Consider the following 17,580-nt stretch of genomic DNA (forward strand, 5'->3'; position numbering starts at 1 on the left):
TGCCGCCGGTGCAGATGGGGTGAAGCAGTTTGGCCGCGACCTGATGGCTCTCTCCGAGCGCATCCCCGTGGCCGCTGAGGATCTGACAAAGGTTGCCGTTGCGGCAGGCCAGTTCGGTCTGAAGGAAGACCAGATTCTTCCGTTCACTGAAATGGCGGCCAAGGTCGGTGCCGGCTGATCTGCACCAGCGGGCGCGCACGCTCCTGATGGCGGCTTGACGCAGGAGTGCGCGAGGCAGTGCTGATGCCCCCCTCTTCAGCGGCCAGTGGCGCGGGCCACGATGCTGGATGCCCCCGCGCGACTGCCGCATCCAGACCTTTCCCACCCCTGCATCAGGCCCTGCGCTGCAATGCCGGTGCAACAAGGCCCTCTCCACCACCGCCCATTCAGCCCTGGCAAGCCGCATCCATGACCCCCCCCCTGTTCCACCCCGCATTCCAGAATTACGGCCACGGATATTCCGCAACCTTGAGACCTGAAGCCTTCAGCCGCTCCACAATCGCCCGGCGATAGCGCACCACATCCTCCACCTCCCGCGCGCGGCGCTGCGTCACCTCATCAGCCGTGAAGGCCGGGATGGATGCGGGCGAACCCCATTTCTCCACCACATAGTTCAGGACACTGGCAATCTCGCCATCGGTGAGGCTGGAACTGACGACCCCCGGCACATGCACCATATAGGTGCGACCCTCATCGTCTCCGGCCAGTGCATCCACATAACCGGGAAAGGCCGGAATACCACTGGCCGGAAGGCCCTCGCCATCCGGCAGATGGCAACCCGAGCAGCGCAGCAGATAATTGGCGTGGGCGGAAGGAGCCCGGCCCGGCCCCTCTCCGGCGCCCGCCGGCAATATCAGCCCGCAGATTGCCAGCAGCATGAGGGCCAGACATGCAAGATGGGTCAGACGCGCCGCCATTTCACTCTCCCGCGCGCAGGGCCCGCAGCTGCTTGTGCGTCAGGGGCGGGGTGCTGGCGGCATCCAGATCAGCGATGCTGACCTTCTGCGGCTTGCCGTTCAGCTCCTGCAGAACATAGTTGGCCGCCGCCACCAGCTCTTCCGGCGTGCCGGATTCCGTCTGCGGCGGCATGACAAGGCCGATATAATCCTGCCCGTTGACAGTGATTTTGCCGCTGAGCCCGTTCGCCATCACTCCGGCAATATAAGCGGGAGACTTGTCCCCCAGAGCATCCCACAGTTCGGCATCCACCAGGGGCGGGGCCAGACCATCGGTTCCCACGCCCCCCTCGCCATGGCAGGCGGCGCAGACAGTGGCGAAAAACTCCTTGCCGAGATCATCGGCAAGGACAGGAGAGAGGCTGACAGGCGCCAGAAGGCCCAGAACCGGCAGCAGACGAAGCGGCCCCCTCATTCGGCAAGCCCCACAAGCACCGCCACCGTACAGTGATAGCCCTTGTTGGCATTGGCCATGCACCAGTTGATGTCATTGTGCAGGCCCATGCGGTATGCCGGCCGCTCCCCTTCCGAACGGAAGCAGAAGGTGGATGTGGGCACGGTCGCCTTGCCGCAGCAGTCATTGTAGGAAACCAGATACTCCTTCCCGTCCTTCGGGTTCTGGCAGGTGCCAACCCAGGCCACCTTGGATGCGGACGTGCCCGGCGGACAGGAGGTGGTGCTGCCGCCCGAGGTGTTGCACAGATTGCCGTCGAGCGCGCAATAGCGCCAGTAATCGCAGGATGTGACATCATCCCCGTCCGTTTCCGCGGCAAAGGCGGAACCACCCGTGCGGTCGAAAGGAAGCACCGGCATCAGGGCGCCGCCCACCAGAGCCACACCGGCCTTGGAGAGAAACGAACGGCGGCCATACTGGGTTGCGGCGCTGCGACTGGTCTTTTCAGTTGCCGTGTCGATCAGCTTGAGCATGCGGTCGATGAAACTGGTCATTGAAATGCCTCCGATGAGGAGTGTCAGGAATGGGCCGGGGCGCTGAGGAAGCTCTGGATGGAGGGCACCCCCATCTCGGTGGCGTTGAACAGGCTTTCGAGCTGCTCGCGGCTGTTGATGAGCCCCTTTGCGCGCACGATGCCCGCGCCATCGATGAGCACTGCGAACGGCAGGCGGGAGATGCGATAGCTCATACCCAGCTCGGCCGAGAGCACATAGGGAAAAGCGTCCAGCCCGGCCTTGCGGATGAAGGCGCGGTGCAGCTTCTCCTCGCCATCACTGGCCAGCACGATATCCAGCCAACGGCCCTCGCTGTCGCGCATGTCCTGCAATGCCGGCAGGATCTTCTTGCAGATGGGGCATGTGGTGGAGAGGAAGAAGACCAGCGTGCTGCGCTGGCCACGCGGGCCGATCACCACCTCGCCGCCATTCAGGCTGGGCAGGGAGAATGTGGAGCTGGCCTCGCCCACCTTGGGCCCGGTGTCATTCACCATGGCGCCCACCGGCGTGACACGCTCGAACAGGATGCCAACCTGCCGCGCCAGGGCAAAGACGACGCCGATAAGGATGAGAACAAGCAGCCAGAGAATGGCGACGGCAAAGATGAGTGCAGTCATGTCTTCAGCTCAATTCTTTCTGGAAGGCGCGATGCGCGGTGTGCCTGCCAGGCGCATCTGCCCGGCATTGGCCAGCAATTGCTCGATGCCCGCATAAAGCAGCCAGGCCGTGAACCCGCTGATGATGGAAATGCCGGCCTCCGCAAGGCCGAGGGTGCCGCCGGGCAGCGCCGCGGCCAGCGCAATAAGGGCCAGAGCCGCATTGCGGGCCAGAAGCGTGAGGGACAGCGGCTGGGCAGGCCCTCCGCATCCGCACTCCACCTGTGTGCGCCCACGGGCAATGTTGATGGCCATGCCGCCCGCATAAAGCGCCAGCAGGGCAACCGCCAATCCCGCGCCAGCCGGCCTTGTGGCGGGCCATGCCAGCAGGGCGATGGTGGCCATTTCCGCAGCGATGAGCCCGATGGCCGCCGGCTCCACCGCCTTTTCCGGCAACAGGCGATAATCCGCCATGAATCCGGTGAAGCCGCTGTAATCGCTCAGCTTATGCCAGACCGCGCGCAGGAAGATGAGAGCCGTGAAGGTGGTGGCAGTGGCCGCCACCATGCCTTGTGAGGCTGAAAGAAGGGTGCTTTCCATCAGGGCCCCACAAACAGTTGCAGGGGCATTTCGCCGATATCCTCCACCTTGCCGGTCAGCTTGGCGGCGAATTTGGCTTCCGGGTCCACGGCATAGCGGGTGAGCACTGCCTCATCATCATCTGCGCCGAACAGGATGGGGGCCTTGTCCTGCGTGACCGCGATGGACTTCACACCCTCGACAGGAGAACGATAGAGCACCTTCTTGCTGGCGACATGCACCGGCCAGATTTCATGCGCCGGATTCTTGTGGCTGCCATTCTTCGCATCCGGATGCATGGTGACGAACAGCACATCATTGGGGGCATTATAGGCGATGACCTGGAAGCCGCCGGGGGCCCATGTCTCCCCTTCTTCCACCTGTCCTTCGGTGATGGAGAATGACTCGACCAGCCTGGCCGGTCCGGATGCATCCGAGATGGAATACAGCTTTCCGCTGAAGGAGATGAACAGCAGATCCTCACCGCGACGCTGGCTGATGGTGAACAGGGCGTCCTTGTCGGCATCGAAGATCTTCGCGCTCTTTTCAGGCTTTGAGAACGTGCCGTCGGGCTGGATGGTGAAGGACTGGAAGGTGCCGTCGCCGCACATGGTGGTGAAGCGCACGCCCTTCAGTGCCGGATGAATGGACCAGCAGCCCGGGGTTGGCACTTCGGCAATCTGCTTGCCGGCCTTCAGGTCCACCACCGAGACAGAGGTGGCGGGGGTGGCATTCTGGATGAAGATATACTGGCCATCCGCCGAGAGCACGAGAGCGTTATTCTGTGGCGCCACCATCGCCATCTTGTCGGAAATGATGATCTCGCGCTTTTCTGTCAGCGTTTCGACATCAAACTCCTGCAATACCGCTTCCTGCGGCCCATAGGTGATGCGCTTTGCATAGGAGGACGCGGTATAGATGGTCTTGCGGTCCGGCGAGAGGGTGTATTGGGTGATGAGGCCCACGCTGACAATGCCGCGCATGTCCAGATCCTTCACACCGAAGACCGAGATGTTGCTGGCGCCCGCCCAGTTCTGGTCCACCACGAATAGATTGGGACCGGGGGGAATGCGTTCTTCAACCGTGAGTTTTTCTGGAACGAAATTCTCTTCCGCGTGAGCACCACCCACTGAAAGCACAAGAGCCAGCGCTGTGAGGCCCGAGGTGAAAAAACGCATGTGATTGTCTCCGCACGCTTGTCTTTTCAGGAGGCTAGGCGCGGGAAAAACCTAAATCTATCCAGCCGGTTTGAGGCATATGCCTACTCGATAGGCATTTTTAGAATGCATATTTTTTATGCAATTATGTATAGCGCGTTGATAAATAATGATTTATAAGCGCTTCCAACAAACCCGACGCACGGACGAGCGCACCCCAGGGGGCCGCGGCTTCCCTGTCTGTATTTCGAAAAAATCATCAGGAATGTGTGCCGGGCGGAAGGGCGCAATTCCGCTTCCGCGATCACCTGTTTCAGGCTGTCAGACCCGCAGCGGGCTCAATAGATGCAGCCGGAAAAAACCTTCAGCGCGCCAGGAATCTCATAGCAGCGCCGTGCGCCTCACGCGCATCCATTACCCGGCCCGCAGGGTCTGCGAGGGAACCTCGCCGAACAGCTCATGATAACGCACCGAGAAGCGCCCCCAATGGAGAAATCCCCAGTCCAGCGCAACATCGGAAACCTTGCACCGGCTCTCCCGCGCAGCAAGCAGGGCGCGGTGGGCACCATTCAGACGATGCAGCATCAGTATGGAATCCAGCCCGTGCCCGGTGACATGCAGGCAGGCGCGCCGCAGACGCTGATGCGGCATGCCCAGCGCATGTGAGAGCCGGGTTATGGTCGCCGGCATATTGGGATGCGCCTCCAGCCAGTCCATGCACTGGACATAGATATGGCGCTCCTGCCCGTCACGACTGTCCGGCTCACCCTGCGCCTCATCCAGAAGAAGAGTGAGCCGATCCTTGATCAGGTCTGGCAAAAGAAGCAGAACATCTTCCGGAAGGGAGGAGCCGATACTGCCGCACATCTCCAGCAGAGAGCCAAGCCAGGCGAACAGATCCTGCGCGCGCTTCATGCCCTGTGTGCGAAAGATGCCAATGGTGTCCTCGACATCCTGCGCATGCACGTCCTTGTCCACCACCAGCAGCATCATGTCGGCATGCGGACGGGTGACGATCAGAGCCTCGCTGCGGCTGCAATCAAAACCGATGGTGGGACTGGGATAATAGGCCCCGTGCACATGAAAGCCGCCGGATGTTGGCGCATGGCTGAACAGGGTCAGGCTGTTTTCCGGCGGCAGATATCTTTGCTCGATGGAGACATTGATCCGCTCGCGCATCACCATCATGTCCCCCAGTTGCAAGAGAGCCACCGTGCCCTCGAAACGACCGGAAGAAAGCTGGGTGTATCTTTGCTGCCATCCCGGCAGGGCCGTTTCCTGTACTGAGGCGTCATGAAACGTCCTGCTGCTGTACATTGTCCCTCCCTGCGTGCTGGAGCAGATTCCAGTGTGGAATTTGAGCTCCCCAAACCGGCGCCCCGTCAAGGCAAAAATGTTTCCTCCCACAACAGAAACCGCCCCCGCCCGGAAGCGGGAAGCGCAACAGAACCCGCACGGCCCTGCATGCAGCGGAGGATTGGTCTGCTCATCTCCCCTCAATTGGCGGGACTCACTCCATCCAATTAAGGGTAGACGCTCTGGCCAAAATTTGAACCGACACAGCCACAAGGACATCTTCCAATGACCGGGCCATCCAATCCAGAGTGCCAGAGCCTGCATGAGGCCACATCGGGAGCAGCTGAAATCCGCGCCGTGACGCAACTGGATGCACAAGCATGGAGAGAACTCTACAGGGCCTATGCCGCCTTCTACAAGGTGCCGATGACCGAGACCATTCTCGACCAGACATGGGCCTGGCTGCATGATCCGGAGCATCCGCTCGAAGGGTATGTGGCTGTGTCGGGTGATCGCGTTGTCGGCTTTGCACATTTCTGGCCGCAGCCAAGGCCGCTGCTTGGGCGGGATGCCGGGTTTCTGGACGATCTTTTCGTCGACCCCTCCCTGCGCGGCCGCGGTATCGGGCGCCAGCTTATCCATGCCCTGAATGAAGCAGCCCGCGCACGGGGCTGGGCCATGCTGAGCTGGGTGACTGCGCAGGACAATGCCACCGCGCGCCGCCTCTATGATGATGTCGCCACGGCAGCCAGCTGGGTGACCTATGAACTGACCCTCTGAAGGCACCTTCCCGCGCGCCCCGTCCGGCACGGCCTGGAATGCCCTGCGGGAAAAAAGCGCCTGCCCATGAAAGCCCCGAAGACACCCTCCCCTTGTTTCCCAAGATCTACTGGCGGGGCACGACTGGAAACTGGTGGATGAGAGAACAAGTCCGGTTGGAGAGATGAACGACCCATGCAATGGTCCAGTTGCATGATGCATTTCTGACGAGGCTGGAAAAAGACTGGATGACAGGGCAGAGCGGTCGGTGAATATTTCGCCTATACATGCCTCAAGGTCAAATCAATGAAGATAATCTGGAAAGACCTTAAGTCATTCCGTTTTAGAAAGCGAAATGCGCCGGAATCAATACGGTAGCCATATTTGAAACCCTCAAATATGGCCCTGAATACACAGCATCAAAAATTTCGGATCCCCCCACATGCGAGGCTCACAGATGAAAACCATGACATCAACCCTTGTCGCCGCTGCAGCCCTGCTTGTTGCCGGCTCCAGCGCCTATGCCGCGCCCACTTATCTGAGCTGCGAGTTTACCAGCCCGTCAGGAAAGCCGCAGATCTTCAATTTCGCTCTTGATGCATCTGCCGGCACATTCGGAGTGTATGTGCCCGCGACGGGAAGCCAGAGAACAGCTCAGGGCACCTTTTCCGATGGAAAGGCGAGCCTGAATGAAGGCTCGGTTGCATGGGAAATCGACCTTGGAAAGGGTGCCATCATCCGTGACAAGCGCATGGTTGGCGAGAAGGACAGTGGCGCCTGCAAGCCGATTACCGCCGAGGAAAGCGGATTTGAAGAGTAAGATATAGTCATTCCCCATGATAGATTGGGAGCATATATGGCAGCCGAACTGAAGCTCTACCAGAAAAAGAACAAGCTCATTTTGGGGAGCATCGGTATCGCAGTGCTTCTGGTCGCTCTTGTGGTCATGCTGATCAATGGCCCGGATCCGGATTCTGTATTTGGGCCATTGCGCATTCCCGAACTCTTTTACACGATCGGCATCGCAGGCGTTGCGCTGACGCTCTGTCTTTTGAAGTTTGCGCTCACCAGCCTGCGCCACCCAAGGCCAAGAGTGATACTGTCTGCGCAAGGCATTATTGTTGATGGCTTTTCCGGGCGTTTCAATGCCAACTGGGCAGATGTGCAAGGGTACAAGCTTGCCTCTGCATCCATATATATGTTGCATCTCAAGGATATCCGGTCCTTCGTGGAAAACCAGCCTTCCGGTCGGCCCAGAGAAACCGCGCGGGGATTGAGCGAAAAGTTTGGCAGCCCGTTTCTGATAGAAACCGGCATGCTTGATGCTGATCCAGCTGCGATCAGAGATTTTCTTGAAAAACATGTTCAGGAATTGAAGACCTGAGCCTGTTTCGCGGATTTTATCTGAATACAGGTCTTGGATAAAAAGTCCGCCAGATACGCATTTCTTACATCACTTACCAATAACCGCGTGCCCGGGTGGGCATGACACTCATCTGCAGGGCACGAGAATGAACAAAGCTGGAAGCATTATCATATTGGGTGCAATCGCCATTATTGTCGGCGGTTATGCGACAGGCCGGTTCAATGAATGGCTGCCGCAGGAGATGAAGGTCGGTGTATCCGGCGCATCCGTGCTCGGCGATGGGCAGATTTCATTGAAGCCAGAGGACATCCAGCTGGAAGAAAAGCTTCAGCCTGTCATCACCTGCCTCAATGATGTGGCCAGCCCCTTGCGCAACCATGCGCAGAATTATGCCAGCGAATATCCGCATCTGGCCAGCACACCCGGCGCGACAAGAATTGCCGCCAGCTTCAAGGTCAAGGTGTATGAGCGGAACAACTCCATATCGCGCGACTGTATTTCCGGCCTCAGGGGTGCAATCACCATGGCGCCGGCAGATGCGGGCCTTGATGAGCAGGGCAGGATTTTTGCCGACACGCTGGAGCAGCTCATTCCGGTGATGAACGAGGTGGATCTCTATTACAGCCGCAAGGACAATATTGATGACAATATGAAGAAGGGCAAAGAGCTGGATGAGCAGCTCATGCCGCTCTTCACCCGGCTCTTCGATGCTGAAGACAAGCTCAGGGATATCGTTTCAGAACGCAATCACATGCTGCGGGAAAAGCGGCTCGTCGCTATCGAGCAGGCCTTTGGAGCACAGAATTTCAGCTGGCAGACCCTGAATGTTTCGCTGGCGGCCCGGCGCGCCATGGATGACATCGACAATCTTGCCGAAAAGGGCCCGCTGGATGCCGCCGGGATAGAGAAGATCGAGCGCGACTATCAGGCTGCTTTCGATCAGGCCGATGCTTTTGCCAAGGCTCACCCTGACACGAAGACAAGACGCGGCAACACGCCCAAATGGTTTGCCATGTCCGGCAACTTCAACACGATCCTTGTGGATCTGAAGGACTTCCGGAGACTGCTTGCCACAAACCCGCGCGATCAGGCCATTGAGGCCCAGTTTTCAAAGCTGCAGAAAGATTACAATAGCATGATCCGCAACTACAACATGACCCCGGACGCCTGAGCCTCCACAAGATCCCGCGCCTTTCATGATCGGGAGGGCGCGGGCCCTTGTCTCTCGTCCGGTCTGGCGGTGAATGCTCAAAATTCCGCTCTTCAGAAGAAGAGCGGAATATATTCGAGGCCTATATGCCCGAATATTCCGCCTCACTGCCAGATCAGCGCGGAAATGCTTACATCGCTCCCCAACCCTTGCGGCTTTATATGGGCAGGGGCTGAACCTCAGGCTTCGGCTCGGATGTGCGGTCCAGCCCGAGACTGACCAGATTTGCCTCATCGCACGCGCTGATGAACACGCCTTCCGGGGGCGGTTCATCCAGCACAAGGCCAAGCGCGGCGAAGATCTTCACGATCTCCACCTTGTGCACGCCGCTGCTGCTGTCCAGCAATGTGCCGCGCACCGTGGCCGTGGCCGCAACCTCGCCCCTGCCCCGGCCGGAGGCGATGATGAAGCGGTGCTCCATGAAAATCGAATTGCCGGTCCAGCCGATGATCGAGGTTTCAAGATCGAACTTCTGGAAAGGCGCCAGCGAGCGCCGGTAGCGCACAACCGATCCGGTGATCACGGGCATCCAGCGCTCGCGCATCAGCGTGCGGCCCAGCCCGGCGCGCAGCAGAAGGTCTGTCCGCCCCAGATCCATCAGGGTCAGGTAGCGGCCATTGTTCATGTGCAGATTGAGATCGAGATCATTCGGCCAGACCCGCATGGTCACGACCGAGCGCCCATGCGGCATGGGCAGGCGCGGGGCGCGAAGCGCCGCCACGACAATGCGGATCATCCGAAACCATGGGATCACGGCTGTACTCCATCCTGTCGCGGCAGGGTTATGCGGCTGATGAGGGCTGCCTCAGGCACCCCGCCAAATGAGAGGCATGATGTGAGGGTGGCGGGCTTTTTTTGCCCGCCATGCGCGGATGGCGCAAGCCCCCTCATTTCCTGAAGAAAGCCGCGAAGGCCGCCTGGGCCTCCGGGGTGAGGCGCAGCGCGCGGAACTGCTCGGCTTCCATGACAAGCGCCCGCCCCACTGCATCCGCCGTGCCATGGCGCAGCAGGCGCTTGGTGACAGCGACAGCCTGTGCCGGCAGGGCGGCCAGTGCCACGGCCTTTTCCTCGGCCTGGGCAAGCGCCTCGCCCTCTTCCGTCACCCCGTTCACAATGCCCGCATCCCTTGCCGCATCGGCACTGAAGCTCTCGCCCAGCAACAGCAGCTCGGCCGCCTTCTTGGTTCCGGCGACAAGCGGCAGCAGATAGCTCGACCCACCCTCCGCACACAGGCCAAGATTGACAAAGGGCAGGCGGAAGCGGGTTGTCGCGCCGGCATAGGCCAGATCGCAATGCAACAGCATGGTCACGCCGATGCCCACCGCAAAGCCCTCGACAGCCGCCACCAGGGGCTTTGGAAAGGCGACAATGGCATCCAGAAAGGCGAGCCCGGCAATGGGCTCGTCATCGGGCATGTTCTGGAAATCGGCAAGATCATTGCCGGCGGTGAAGCAGCCGCCGGCACCTGTCAGCACCACGGCGCGCACGCTCTTGTCATGTGCCGCGGCCTCAAGCGCCGCGGCAAGGGCGGAATAGGTGGCCTGATCGAGCGCATTGCGCCGATCCGGCCGGTTGATGGTGAGACGCCGCACGCCGGGGTGCGGCTCCGTGATGAGAAGGCTCTTGGCCATGGGAATGTCCTGCTTTCCGTATATGGATGGCCTGCCTCGGCGGCAGGGCGGCGCCTCAGGCGATAAACCGCGCCGCTGTCCCTGAAAGGCGGGCGAGAGCCTGCTGATATTCGTGGCCGAGGCGAGCGACCACCTCGGCCACAGGTGGCACATCGGTGATGGTGCCAACGCCCTGACCGGCACCCCACACATCGCGCCACGCTTTCACCTGGGCCGAGCCGAAATCCATGGCGCTCTTGTCGGCATACGGCAGGTTGTCGGGATCAAGACCGGCGGCAGCGATACTGGGCTTGAGATAATTGCCCGGCACGCCGGTGAAGAAAGGGGAATAGAGGATATCTGCCGCCGTGGAGGAGGCGATCATCTCCTTGTAGGAGGGCACCGCATTGGCCTGCTCCGTCGCGATGAAGCGCGTGCCCATATAGGCAAGATCAGCCCCCATGGCCTGCGCGGCCAGAATGGCATCACCCGTGGTGATGGCGCCGGCCAGCACCAGCGGCCCGTCATAGAAGCGGCGCACCTCGCCCAACAGGGCGAAGGGGCTCAGCGTGCCGGCATGGCCGCCCGCACCCGAGCACACAAGGATGAGGCCATCCACCCCCGCTTCCAGCGCCTTTTCGGCGTGGCGCACGGTGGTGACATCATGAAACACCACCCCGCCATAGGAGTGGGCAGCGCGCACCACCTCGCCCGGCGCCCGCAGGGAGGTGATGATGAGCGGCACCTCATGGGCGACGCACACCTCCATGTCCTGCTCCAGCCGGGTGTTGGAGGCATGGACGATCTGGTTCACCGCGAAGGGGGCGATCCGCCGGTTCGGATCGGCGGCGCGGGCCTCGGCAAGGGCCGTCTTGATGCGGGTGATCCAGCCATCAAGCGTATCGGGCGCGCGGGCATTGAGGGCGGGAAATGAACCGACGATGCCGGAAAGGCATTCGGCGATCACCAGATCCGGCCCGGAAACGATGAACATGGGCGATGCGATGACCGGCAGGGCCAGCGTACCGCGAAGGGCCTGAGGCAGGCGGCTCTCTAGCGCCGTCATCTGGATGCATCCGTGTGGGCGCAATCAGACATGCCCCGTTCTGCAGATGTCAGGGCCGGTATTTCCGGCATGGCGTTTCTTCCCATCGGATACGACATCGGTGATCCCATCCGTAATTTTTACCTATACGTATAAAGCATAACCTATACGTCATGCGCAAGCTGTGTCGGGAGGCATTCCGGTTCGTTCTGGCGGGGCATGGCGCGGCCACCACGCCCGCTTCGGCGGCAATGCGCCTCAAGCGTCTGTTTTCAGAAGGATATGCAATCATCCGCCCCGCCCGCGCGGCATGGCGCGTACAGGGCTTCAAGCCCCTCCCCTGCGCTGGCCGCGCCCATATACAGGGTTCAGCGGGCCAAACAGGCCTGAAGGCCAGACCGGAGGGCACATGGATGGGCCGCATGAATCCGGCTCATGACTTGTAGGAGTAGAATCCCTCGCCCGTGGCCACGCCCAGCTTGCCCTTGTCGATATAGTTTTTCTTCATCCATGCCGCGATTTCCTGTGACTTCTCATCACCATGCGACATGATATTGTAGGGCGTGCTGAGGCCGATAATATCGAAAATCTGGAATGGCCCCAGTGGTGCACCCGTCGCGATCCGCCACACCTTGTCGACATCATGGGGATCGGCATAGTCCCCGGCCGCCAGATTGGCGGCGGCGGTCAAGAGCGGTCCAAGAAGCGAATTGAGGATATAGCCGGCCTTTTCCTTCCGCAGGGGAATCGGCACCATGCCGATCGCCCGGGCGAAGCAGATGACATGCTCGAAAACGGCCGGATCGGTCTCCGGCGTGCCCATCACCTCGGCCGTATTGAAGCACCAGATCTGGTTGGCGAAATGCAGGGCGAGGAAGCGGTCGGGTCGGCCGGTGAAATCCTTCATCTCGCTTGGCAGCAAGGTTGAGGAATTGGTGGCGAAAATGGTTCTGGCCGGGGCAAGCCTCGAGATCCTGCCATAGATCTCCTGCTTGATGGCCAGCACTTCCGGCACCGCCTCGATGACGAGATCGGCATCAGCAACGGCGGCGGCAAGATCGGAGGTGAGGGTGATGCGCGCCCGCGCCTGCCCCACCTTCGCGGCGCTCGCTCCGGGAACGAGCTTTTCATAGGTGCCGGTCAGGTCGTTCAGGCGCTTGTCCGCCCCTTCCAGCGCTTTGGCATCAATATCGTAGGCGGTGACCTGAAGCCCTTTGAATGCCACCTGAAACGCGATCTGCGAACCCAGCACCCCGATGCCGAGAACAGCCACCTTGCCAATGGCATCCATGCGCACTCTCCTGTCACCCAAGGAATGTTCCAATGCCCGGAAAGGGGCATGGATATGGTGCCCGGCCGGCCCGGCCCGGCCGTCGCGCGCGCCCCGAAAGCGGATGCGGGGATGAGATGGCGAGGGCGGCGGGTCACTCCCCGCCGAGCAGGCTCGCCAGCTTGAGGGCAACGCCGCGCGAGCCTTCCACCTTCAGCCGCCCGGTCGAGAAAGCCATCATCGGGCCGAGGCGGCCGGCAATCAGCTTGTCGAGGGTGGAGGTGGAGAGCTTGAGCACCGCATCGGCCTCGCCCGCGCCCTCGCTCAGGGTGACATCATCACCGGAGGTGGCGTCGAGAAAGATGGATTCGCCGGTATCGGACAGATCGAAGCGCACCTTGTAGCCGAGCGTGGCGAGGGCATCTGCGCGCTCGTGCATGGCTTCGATGAGAGAAGACAGATCAGCCATAGGAACCCCCTTTGGATGAAAAAGAACCGCCCCATGCGGGGCGGGTTGAGGTGCGGCCTCGGGAGGAGAGGCCGATCAATACACCATGTGCCAGATCAGAAGGCTTCCTCGTCAAGCGCCATCAGCGCGCCCTTGCCCGCCTTGATGGAGCCCCACAGGGCCGCGACCTCGGGCAGCAGCTTCTCGATATAGAAGCGGGCCGTGACGATCTTGGCCTCGTAGAAGGCCGCATCGCCATCGGCGCTTTCCTTCTTCTCGAACGCCACCTCGGCCATGCGCACCCAGATATAGCCAAGAGCCACAAGACCGAAGAGCCGCAGATAATCGGTGGCGGCAGCGCCGGCCTCCTCCGGATCCTTCATGCCCTTCTCGGCGATATGGGCCGTGGCGAGCTGGAGCGCGCCGAAAGCCTTGCTCAGGGGCGTGATGAGCGGGGCGAGATTATCGTCGTCCAGCTTCTCGTCCATATAGGCCAGAACGGGATGGAAGAAGCTGCGCAGATAGCGGCCCATATGTGCCGGCAGCTTGCGCCCCACCAGATCCAGAGCCTGCACGCCATTGGTGCCCTCATAGATCATGGCGATGCGCGCATCCCGCAGATACTGCTCCATGCCATGGTCACGAATATAGCCGTGGCCGCCATAGACCTGCATGCCCAGGGAGGCATTGGAGAAGCCCAGATCGGTGAACAGCGCCTTCACGATGGGGGTCATCAGGGCGATGAAATCCCCGGCCTGCTTGCGCTCTTGCGCATCCTCGGCATGCTCCATCACATCGAGAGCACGCGCCACCCAGCCGCCAAGCGCCCGGCAGCCCTCATTATAGGCCCGCATGGTCATGAGCGAACGGCGTACATCCGGATGCACGATGATGGGATCGGCCGGCTTGTCCGGATATTTCGCACCGGAAAGGGCGCGGCCCTGCAGGCGCTCCTTCGCATAAGCCACGGCGCCCTGATAGGCCGCCTCGCCAATGCCGAGACCCTGGGTGCCCACGGCGAGGCGCTCCGAGTTCATCATGGCGAACATGGCGCGCATGCCCTTGTGGGGCTCGCCAACAAGCCAGCCGGTCGCGTCATCAAAGGCGAGCTGGCAGGTGGAGGAGGCGTGGATGCCCATCTTGTGCTCGATGCCGGTGCACAGCACCCCGTTGCGGGGGCCAACCGAACCATCCTCATTCGGCAGGAATTTCGGCACCAGGAACAGGGAGATGCCCTTGATACCCTTGGGGGCGTCAGGCATGCGCGCCAGCACCAGATGGATGATGTTCTCGGTCAGGTCCTGCTCGCCGGCGGAGATGAAGATCTTGTTGCCGGTGATCTTGTAGCTGCCATCCTCCTGCGGCACGGCGCGGGTGCGCACGAGGCCGAGATCGGTGCCGCACTGGGGCTCGGTCAGGCACATGGAGCCGGACCACACGCCCTCCACCATCTTGGGCAGATAGCGGTCCTTCAGCTCGTCGGAGGCGAAGTCCTTGAGCGCCGCATAGGCACCGAAGGTCAGGCCGGGACACAGGCCGAAGGCGAGATTGCCAGAGCACAGCATCTCCTCGACCAGCTTGTTGACCGAAGCCGGCAGGCCCTGGCCCCCATATTTCGGATCGCAGGCGATACCGTTCCAGCCGCCTTCGATAAAGGTGCGATAGGCTTCCTTGAACCCCTTCGGGGTGCGCACCACCCCGTCTTCCAGGGTGCAGCCCTCAAGATCGGCGCTCTGGTTGAGCGGCGCCACGACCTCGGTGACAAATTTTGCGGCTTCATCGAGCACGGCGTCGATGAGATCGGGCGTGACCTCCTCGAACCCCTTGAGCCGGGTCAGCTCCTCGCTGCCGTGCAACTCGTGGAGAACGAAGCGCATGTCGCGCAGCGGCGGACTATAGACCTGCATGGCGTGGCTCCCAAATCTTTATTGTCACCCCTCTCCCGGCCAGATGCTGCGGGAGAGGGGCTGCCTCGCGCAATGCGAGGCGGGTTATGTCGTTCAGTTCCTGAGCGGCCGGCCGGTTTCGAGAATGTGCTCGATACGGTCCAGCGTGGCGGAGGTGCGGATGAGCTTCATGAAGCCCTCCCGCTCCAGCTCCAGCAGCCTGTCGGCACCCACCGGCGCGATATGGTCGGCATCACCGCCTGTCAGCACTTCGGCGAGAACGCCGGAGACCACACGGTCATGCTTCGTGGCAAGGCCACGCTGGAAGAAGCCTTCCACGGCCATGTCCATGGCGGCCTTGCCGGACGGACCGGGCAGGCTGAGTTCCACGGGCTTGGGCGGCTGGTAGCCATCCACGAGGGACAGGGCGCGGGCCTTGGCGTCGGCGAGGAGGCGATCACGGTTCATGGTGATGCCGTCGCTTTCACGCAGGAACTTCAGCTCCTTGGCCTCGGCCGCCGACTTGGCGACAGTGGCGGTGGAAACCGTCTCGAACACCTTGGAGGGCGCAGGCATCGGCCCCTTGGGGAATTTCGGATCGCTCGCCCAACGCTCCAGCATGGCGGTGCAGCCACCCCAGGCCGGAAGCAGGCCAACGCCGCATTCCACAAGGCCGACATAGCTTTCCGCATGGGCCTGCACGGCGCTGACATGAAGCAGGATCTCGCAGCCGCCGCCAAGCGCGAGGCCGGAAGGCGCCGCCACCACCGGGAAGGGGGCGTGCTTCATGTCCTGATAGGCCTTCTGGCCTGCCGCCACCAGCTTCTCCACCTCACCGAACGCCGCGATATTGCAGGCGAACAGTGCAAGGCCGAGATTGGCGCCGACAGAGAAGTTCGTTCCCTCATTATAGATGACGAGGGCCTTGTACTTCTCCTTGGTGAGCTTCAGCGACCGGGTGAGCAGGTTGATGATGCTCTCGTCGAGGGAGTTGCCCTTGGAGGTGAACTCCAGGCACACCACGCCATCGCCGATATCCCACAAGGAGGCCGAGCCATTCTTCAGGAGAGGCTGCGACTTCAGCTTGATATCGGCAAGAAGCAGAACGCCCTCGGCACGGACGATGTCGTGATAGGCACCATCGAGGCCGAGATACTGCCGCGTGCCGTTTTCCACCCGGTAGAAGCTCTTGTCCGCCGCCTGGGCGAGCAATGCAGGCACTTCTTCCCCATCCGCCTTGAGCAGCGCGATGAGATTGGCGGCGCCGATCCGGTCGATCAGCTCGAACGGGCCATATTTCCAGTTATAGCCGAGCTTCATGGCGTCATCGACAGCCACGATATCGTCGGCAGCCTCGGGAATGAGGCGGGCGGCATAGCTCAGGGTCCGCGCCATCACGGCACGGGCATAGCGCCCGCCGGCACCGGGAGCCGACATCAGGGCATGAAGATCCCTGCCGCCGCCATCGCGCAACTCGGCCACAGACGCCCTTGCACGCGGACGATACTCACCCGTGGCCAGATCGATGGCTTCCTTCAGCTTCTGCCCGTCAGCGCGGTTGAGCCGGTAGAAGCCGCCCTTGCCCTTGCGGCCCGTATGACCACTCTCGATCATCCTGGTGATGAGTGGATCATCGCGCAGCGTGGCATGGAACGGGTCGGAAGCATGCAGCGCGCCCTTCAGGGAGCCCTGCACATGCGGCATCAGGTCGAGCCCCACAAGGTCGATCAGGCCGAACACGCCGGTCTTGGGGAAGCCGAAGGGCCGGCCCATCACGGCATCGGCGTCTTCCACCCGCAGGCCCAAATTGAACGCCTCGCCGACCGCAAGCTGCAGCCAGTAGGTGCCAAGCCGGTTGGCGATGAAGCCGGGCGTGTCCTTGCAGTTCACGATGGTCTTGCCGAGCTTCACATCGGCAAAGCGCGACACAGCCGCCACGGTTTCAGGGTTGGAATCCACCCCCGCCACGATCTCCAGCAGGCGCATATAGCGCGGCGGATTGAAAAAGTGGGTGATGAGGAAATCGCGACGGAAGCTTTCCGGCAGGCCGGCGGTGAGATCAGCCAGCGGAATGGTCGAGGTGTTGGACGACACGGCGGAGCCGGGACGGCGCACCGCCTCGATCTTCGCATAAAGCTGCTGCTTGATGTCGATCCGCTCGATGACCGCCTCGATGATCCAGTCACAGCTGGCCAGATCGGCAATATTGTCCTCGATATTGCCGGCCTTCACCAGCTTTGCCGCGCGCTTGGACATGAAGGCGGCAGGATCCGCCTTCAGCAGCTTGGCCACTGCCGTCTCGGCAATGACATTGCGGTTTTCAGCGCCCGCGGGAACGATGTCCAGCAGCAGCACCTCGATACCCGCATTGGCCACGTGCGCGGCAATGCCCGCACCCATGACGCCGGCGCCGATAACGGCGACCTTTTTGATCTCGAAGCCCATAAGCGCCTC

Annotated in this window: 18 protein-coding genes; 4 read left to right on the plus strand and 14 right to left on the minus strand. The window is 61.5% G+C overall.

The features are described 5' to 3' along the window. Positions 1-443 precede the first annotated feature (443 nt). The 7 genes from ACT6QG_RS00770 to ACT6QG_RS00800 all read right to left on the minus strand — a co-directional run bounded on the left by ACT6QG_RS00770 (position 444) and on the right by ACT6QG_RS00800 (position 5,553). On the minus strand, positions 444-917 hold the full coding sequence (locus ACT6QG_RS00770; protein WP_444975692.1) for a c-type cytochrome: 474 nt from the start codon (positions 915-917) through the stop codon (positions 444-446). Between the two features lies 1 nt (position 918). Beyond that, positions 919-1,371 (minus strand): c-type cytochrome, encoded by a 453-nt coding sequence (locus ACT6QG_RS00775; RefSeq protein WP_444975693.1) that lies wholly within the window; start codon positions 1,369-1,371, stop codon positions 919-921. Continuing rightward, complete coding sequence (locus tag ACT6QG_RS00780) at positions 1,368-1,904, minus strand: methylamine dehydrogenase light chain (protein ID WP_444975694.1); 537 nt, start codon at positions 1,902-1,904, stop codon at positions 1,368-1,370. Before ACT6QG_RS00780 ends, ACT6QG_RS00775 begins: the two co-directional genes overlap by 4 nt. Before the next feature lie 23 nt (positions 1,905-1,927). Continuing rightward, positions 1,928-2,521, minus strand: coding sequence for a redoxin domain-containing protein (locus ACT6QG_RS00785; RefSeq protein WP_444975695.1), 594 nt, complete (start codon positions 2,519-2,521; stop codon positions 1,928-1,930). Positions 2,522-2,530: 9 nt separating this feature from the next. Further along, positions 2,531-3,100, minus strand: a complete 570-nt coding sequence (locus tag ACT6QG_RS00790) for a MauE/DoxX family redox-associated membrane protein (protein ID WP_444975696.1) — start codon at positions 3,098-3,100, stop codon at positions 2,531-2,533. Beyond that, on the minus strand, positions 3,100-4,257 hold the full coding sequence (locus ACT6QG_RS00795) for an amine dehydrogenase large subunit (protein ID WP_444975697.1): 1,158 nt from the start codon (positions 4,255-4,257) through the stop codon (positions 3,100-3,102). Before ACT6QG_RS00795 ends, ACT6QG_RS00790 begins: the two co-directional genes overlap by 1 nt. A gap of 393 nt (positions 4,258-4,650) precedes the next feature. Continuing rightward, positions 4,651-5,553, minus strand: coding sequence for a helix-turn-helix domain-containing protein (locus ACT6QG_RS00800; protein WP_444975698.1), 903 nt, complete (start codon positions 5,551-5,553; stop codon positions 4,651-4,653). Between the two features lie 264 nt (positions 5,554-5,817). On the opposite strand from ACT6QG_RS00800, the gene ACT6QG_RS00805 reads away from it, so the two are divergent. From ACT6QG_RS00805 to ACT6QG_RS00820, 4 genes are all read left to right on the plus strand, one after another. Further along, on the plus strand, positions 5,818-6,312 hold the full coding sequence (locus tag ACT6QG_RS00805; RefSeq protein ID WP_444975699.1) for a GNAT family N-acetyltransferase: 495 nt from the start codon (positions 5,818-5,820) through the stop codon (positions 6,310-6,312). 445 nt (positions 6,313-6,757) lie between these two features. Continuing rightward, complete coding sequence (locus tag ACT6QG_RS00810; RefSeq protein WP_444975700.1) at positions 6,758-7,111, plus strand: hypothetical protein; 354 nt, start codon at positions 6,758-6,760, stop codon at positions 7,109-7,111. Positions 7,112-7,147: 36 nt separating this feature from the next. Then, on the plus strand, positions 7,148-7,675 hold the full coding sequence (locus ACT6QG_RS00815) for a hypothetical protein (RefSeq protein ID WP_444975701.1): 528 nt from the start codon (positions 7,148-7,150) through the stop codon (positions 7,673-7,675). A gap of 127 nt (positions 7,676-7,802) precedes the next feature. Next, positions 7,803-8,828 carry a DUF3829 domain-containing protein gene (locus tag ACT6QG_RS00820; protein ID WP_444975702.1) on the plus strand — a complete coding sequence of 342 codons (1,026 nt, stop codon included), beginning with the start codon at positions 7,803-7,805 and terminating at the stop codon, positions 8,826-8,828. A 196-nt stretch (positions 8,829-9,024) separates the two neighbouring features. Here ACT6QG_RS00820 and ACT6QG_RS00825 read toward each other — a convergent pair whose 3' ends face one another. From ACT6QG_RS00825 to ACT6QG_RS00855, 7 genes are all read right to left on the minus strand, one after another. Continuing rightward, the gene (locus ACT6QG_RS00825) at positions 9,025-9,621 is read right to left on the minus strand and encodes an acyl-CoA thioesterase (RefSeq protein WP_444975703.1); all 597 of its coding nucleotides are present in this window, start codon (positions 9,619-9,621) and stop codon (positions 9,025-9,027) included. A gap of 133 nt (positions 9,622-9,754) precedes the next feature. Continuing rightward, a complete protein-coding gene (locus tag ACT6QG_RS00830; RefSeq protein ID WP_444975704.1) occupies positions 9,755-10,498 on the minus strand; it encodes an enoyl-CoA hydratase-related protein in 744 nt (247 codons plus the stop codon). 55 nt (positions 10,499-10,553) lie between these two features. After that, positions 10,554-11,543 carry an NAD(P)H-dependent flavin oxidoreductase gene (locus ACT6QG_RS00835; RefSeq protein ID WP_444975705.1) on the minus strand — a complete coding sequence of 330 codons (990 nt, stop codon included), beginning with the start codon at positions 11,541-11,543 and terminating at the stop codon, positions 10,554-10,556. A 412-nt stretch (positions 11,544-11,955) separates the two neighbouring features. Further along, a complete protein-coding gene (locus ACT6QG_RS00840) occupies positions 11,956-12,813 on the minus strand; it encodes a 3-hydroxyacyl-CoA dehydrogenase (RefSeq protein WP_444975706.1) in 858 nt (285 codons plus the stop codon). Positions 12,814-12,946: 133 nt separating this feature from the next. After that, entirely contained in the window at positions 12,947-13,261 is a 315-nt protein-coding gene (locus ACT6QG_RS00845; protein ID WP_444975707.1) for an SCP2 sterol-binding domain-containing protein, read from the minus strand. Between the two features lie 95 nt (positions 13,262-13,356). After that, positions 13,357-15,147 (minus strand): acyl-CoA dehydrogenase C-terminal domain-containing protein, encoded by a 1,791-nt coding sequence (locus tag ACT6QG_RS00850; protein WP_444975708.1) that lies wholly within the window; start codon positions 15,145-15,147, stop codon positions 13,357-13,359. A 93-nt stretch (positions 15,148-15,240) separates the two neighbouring features. Further along, positions 15,241-17,571, minus strand: a complete 2,331-nt coding sequence (locus ACT6QG_RS00855; protein ID WP_444975709.1) for a 3-hydroxyacyl-CoA dehydrogenase/enoyl-CoA hydratase family protein — start codon at positions 17,569-17,571, stop codon at positions 15,241-15,243. Positions 17,572-17,580: the final 9 nt, after the last annotated feature.

The sequence above is a fragment of the Haloleucobacter ellipsoideus genome, assembly GCF_052491725.1.

Excerpts from the sequence above, each read along its gene's own strand:
- ACT6QG_RS00835 (WP_444975705.1), bottom strand. The coding sequence starts at position 11,543 with ATGACGGCGCTAGAGAGCCGCCTGCCTCAGGCCCTTCGCGGTACGCTG.
- ACT6QG_RS00790 (WP_444975696.1), bottom strand. The coding sequence starts at position 3,100 with ATGGAAAGCACCCTTCTTTCAGCCTCACAAGGCATGGTGGCGGCCACT.
- ACT6QG_RS00795 (WP_444975697.1), bottom strand. The coding sequence starts at position 4,257 with ATGCGTTTTTTCACCTCGGGCCTCACAGCGCTGGCTCTTGTGCTTTCA.
- ACT6QG_RS00770 (WP_444975692.1), bottom strand. The coding sequence starts at position 917 with ATGGCGGCGCGTCTGACCCATCTTGCATGTCTGGCCCTCATGCTGCTG.
- ACT6QG_RS00800 (WP_444975698.1), bottom strand. The coding sequence starts at position 5,553 with ATGTACAGCAGCAGGACGTTTCATGACGCCTCAGTACAGGAAACGGCC.
- ACT6QG_RS00785 (WP_444975695.1), bottom strand. The coding sequence starts at position 2,521 with ATGACTGCACTCATCTTTGCCGTCGCCATTCTCTGGCTGCTTGTTCTC.
- ACT6QG_RS00840 (WP_444975706.1), bottom strand. The coding sequence starts at position 12,813 with ATGGATGCCATTGGCAAGGTGGCTGTTCTCGGCATCGGGGTGCTGGGT.
- ACT6QG_RS00810 (WP_444975700.1), top strand. The coding sequence starts at position 6,758 with ATGACATCAACCCTTGTCGCCGCTGCAGCCCTGCTTGTTGCCGGCTCC.
- ACT6QG_RS00820 (WP_444975702.1), top strand. The coding sequence starts at position 7,803 with ATGAACAAAGCTGGAAGCATTATCATATTGGGTGCAATCGCCATTATT.
- ACT6QG_RS00815 (WP_444975701.1), top strand. The coding sequence starts at position 7,148 with ATGGCAGCCGAACTGAAGCTCTACCAGAAAAAGAACAAGCTCATTTTG.
- ACT6QG_RS00775 (WP_444975693.1), bottom strand. The coding sequence starts at position 1,371 with ATGAGGGGGCCGCTTCGTCTGCTGCCGGTTCTGGGCCTTCTGGCGCCT.
- ACT6QG_RS00855 (WP_444975709.1), bottom strand. The coding sequence starts at position 17,571 with ATGGGCTTCGAGATCAAAAAGGTCGCCGTTATCGGCGCCGGCGTCATG.
- ACT6QG_RS00850 (WP_444975708.1), bottom strand. The coding sequence starts at position 15,147 with ATGCAGGTCTATAGTCCGCCGCTGCGCGACATGCGCTTCGTTCTCCAC.
- ACT6QG_RS00845 (WP_444975707.1), bottom strand. The coding sequence starts at position 13,261 with ATGGCTGATCTGTCTTCTCTCATCGAAGCCATGCACGAGCGCGCAGAT.
- ACT6QG_RS00805 (WP_444975699.1), top strand. The coding sequence starts at position 5,818 with ATGACCGGGCCATCCAATCCAGAGTGCCAGAGCCTGCATGAGGCCACA.
- ACT6QG_RS00830 (WP_444975704.1), bottom strand. The coding sequence starts at position 10,498 with ATGGCCAAGAGCCTTCTCATCACGGAGCCGCACCCCGGCGTGCGGCGT.
- ACT6QG_RS00780 (WP_444975694.1), bottom strand. The coding sequence starts at position 1,904 with ATGACCAGTTTCATCGACCGCATGCTCAAGCTGATCGACACGGCAACT.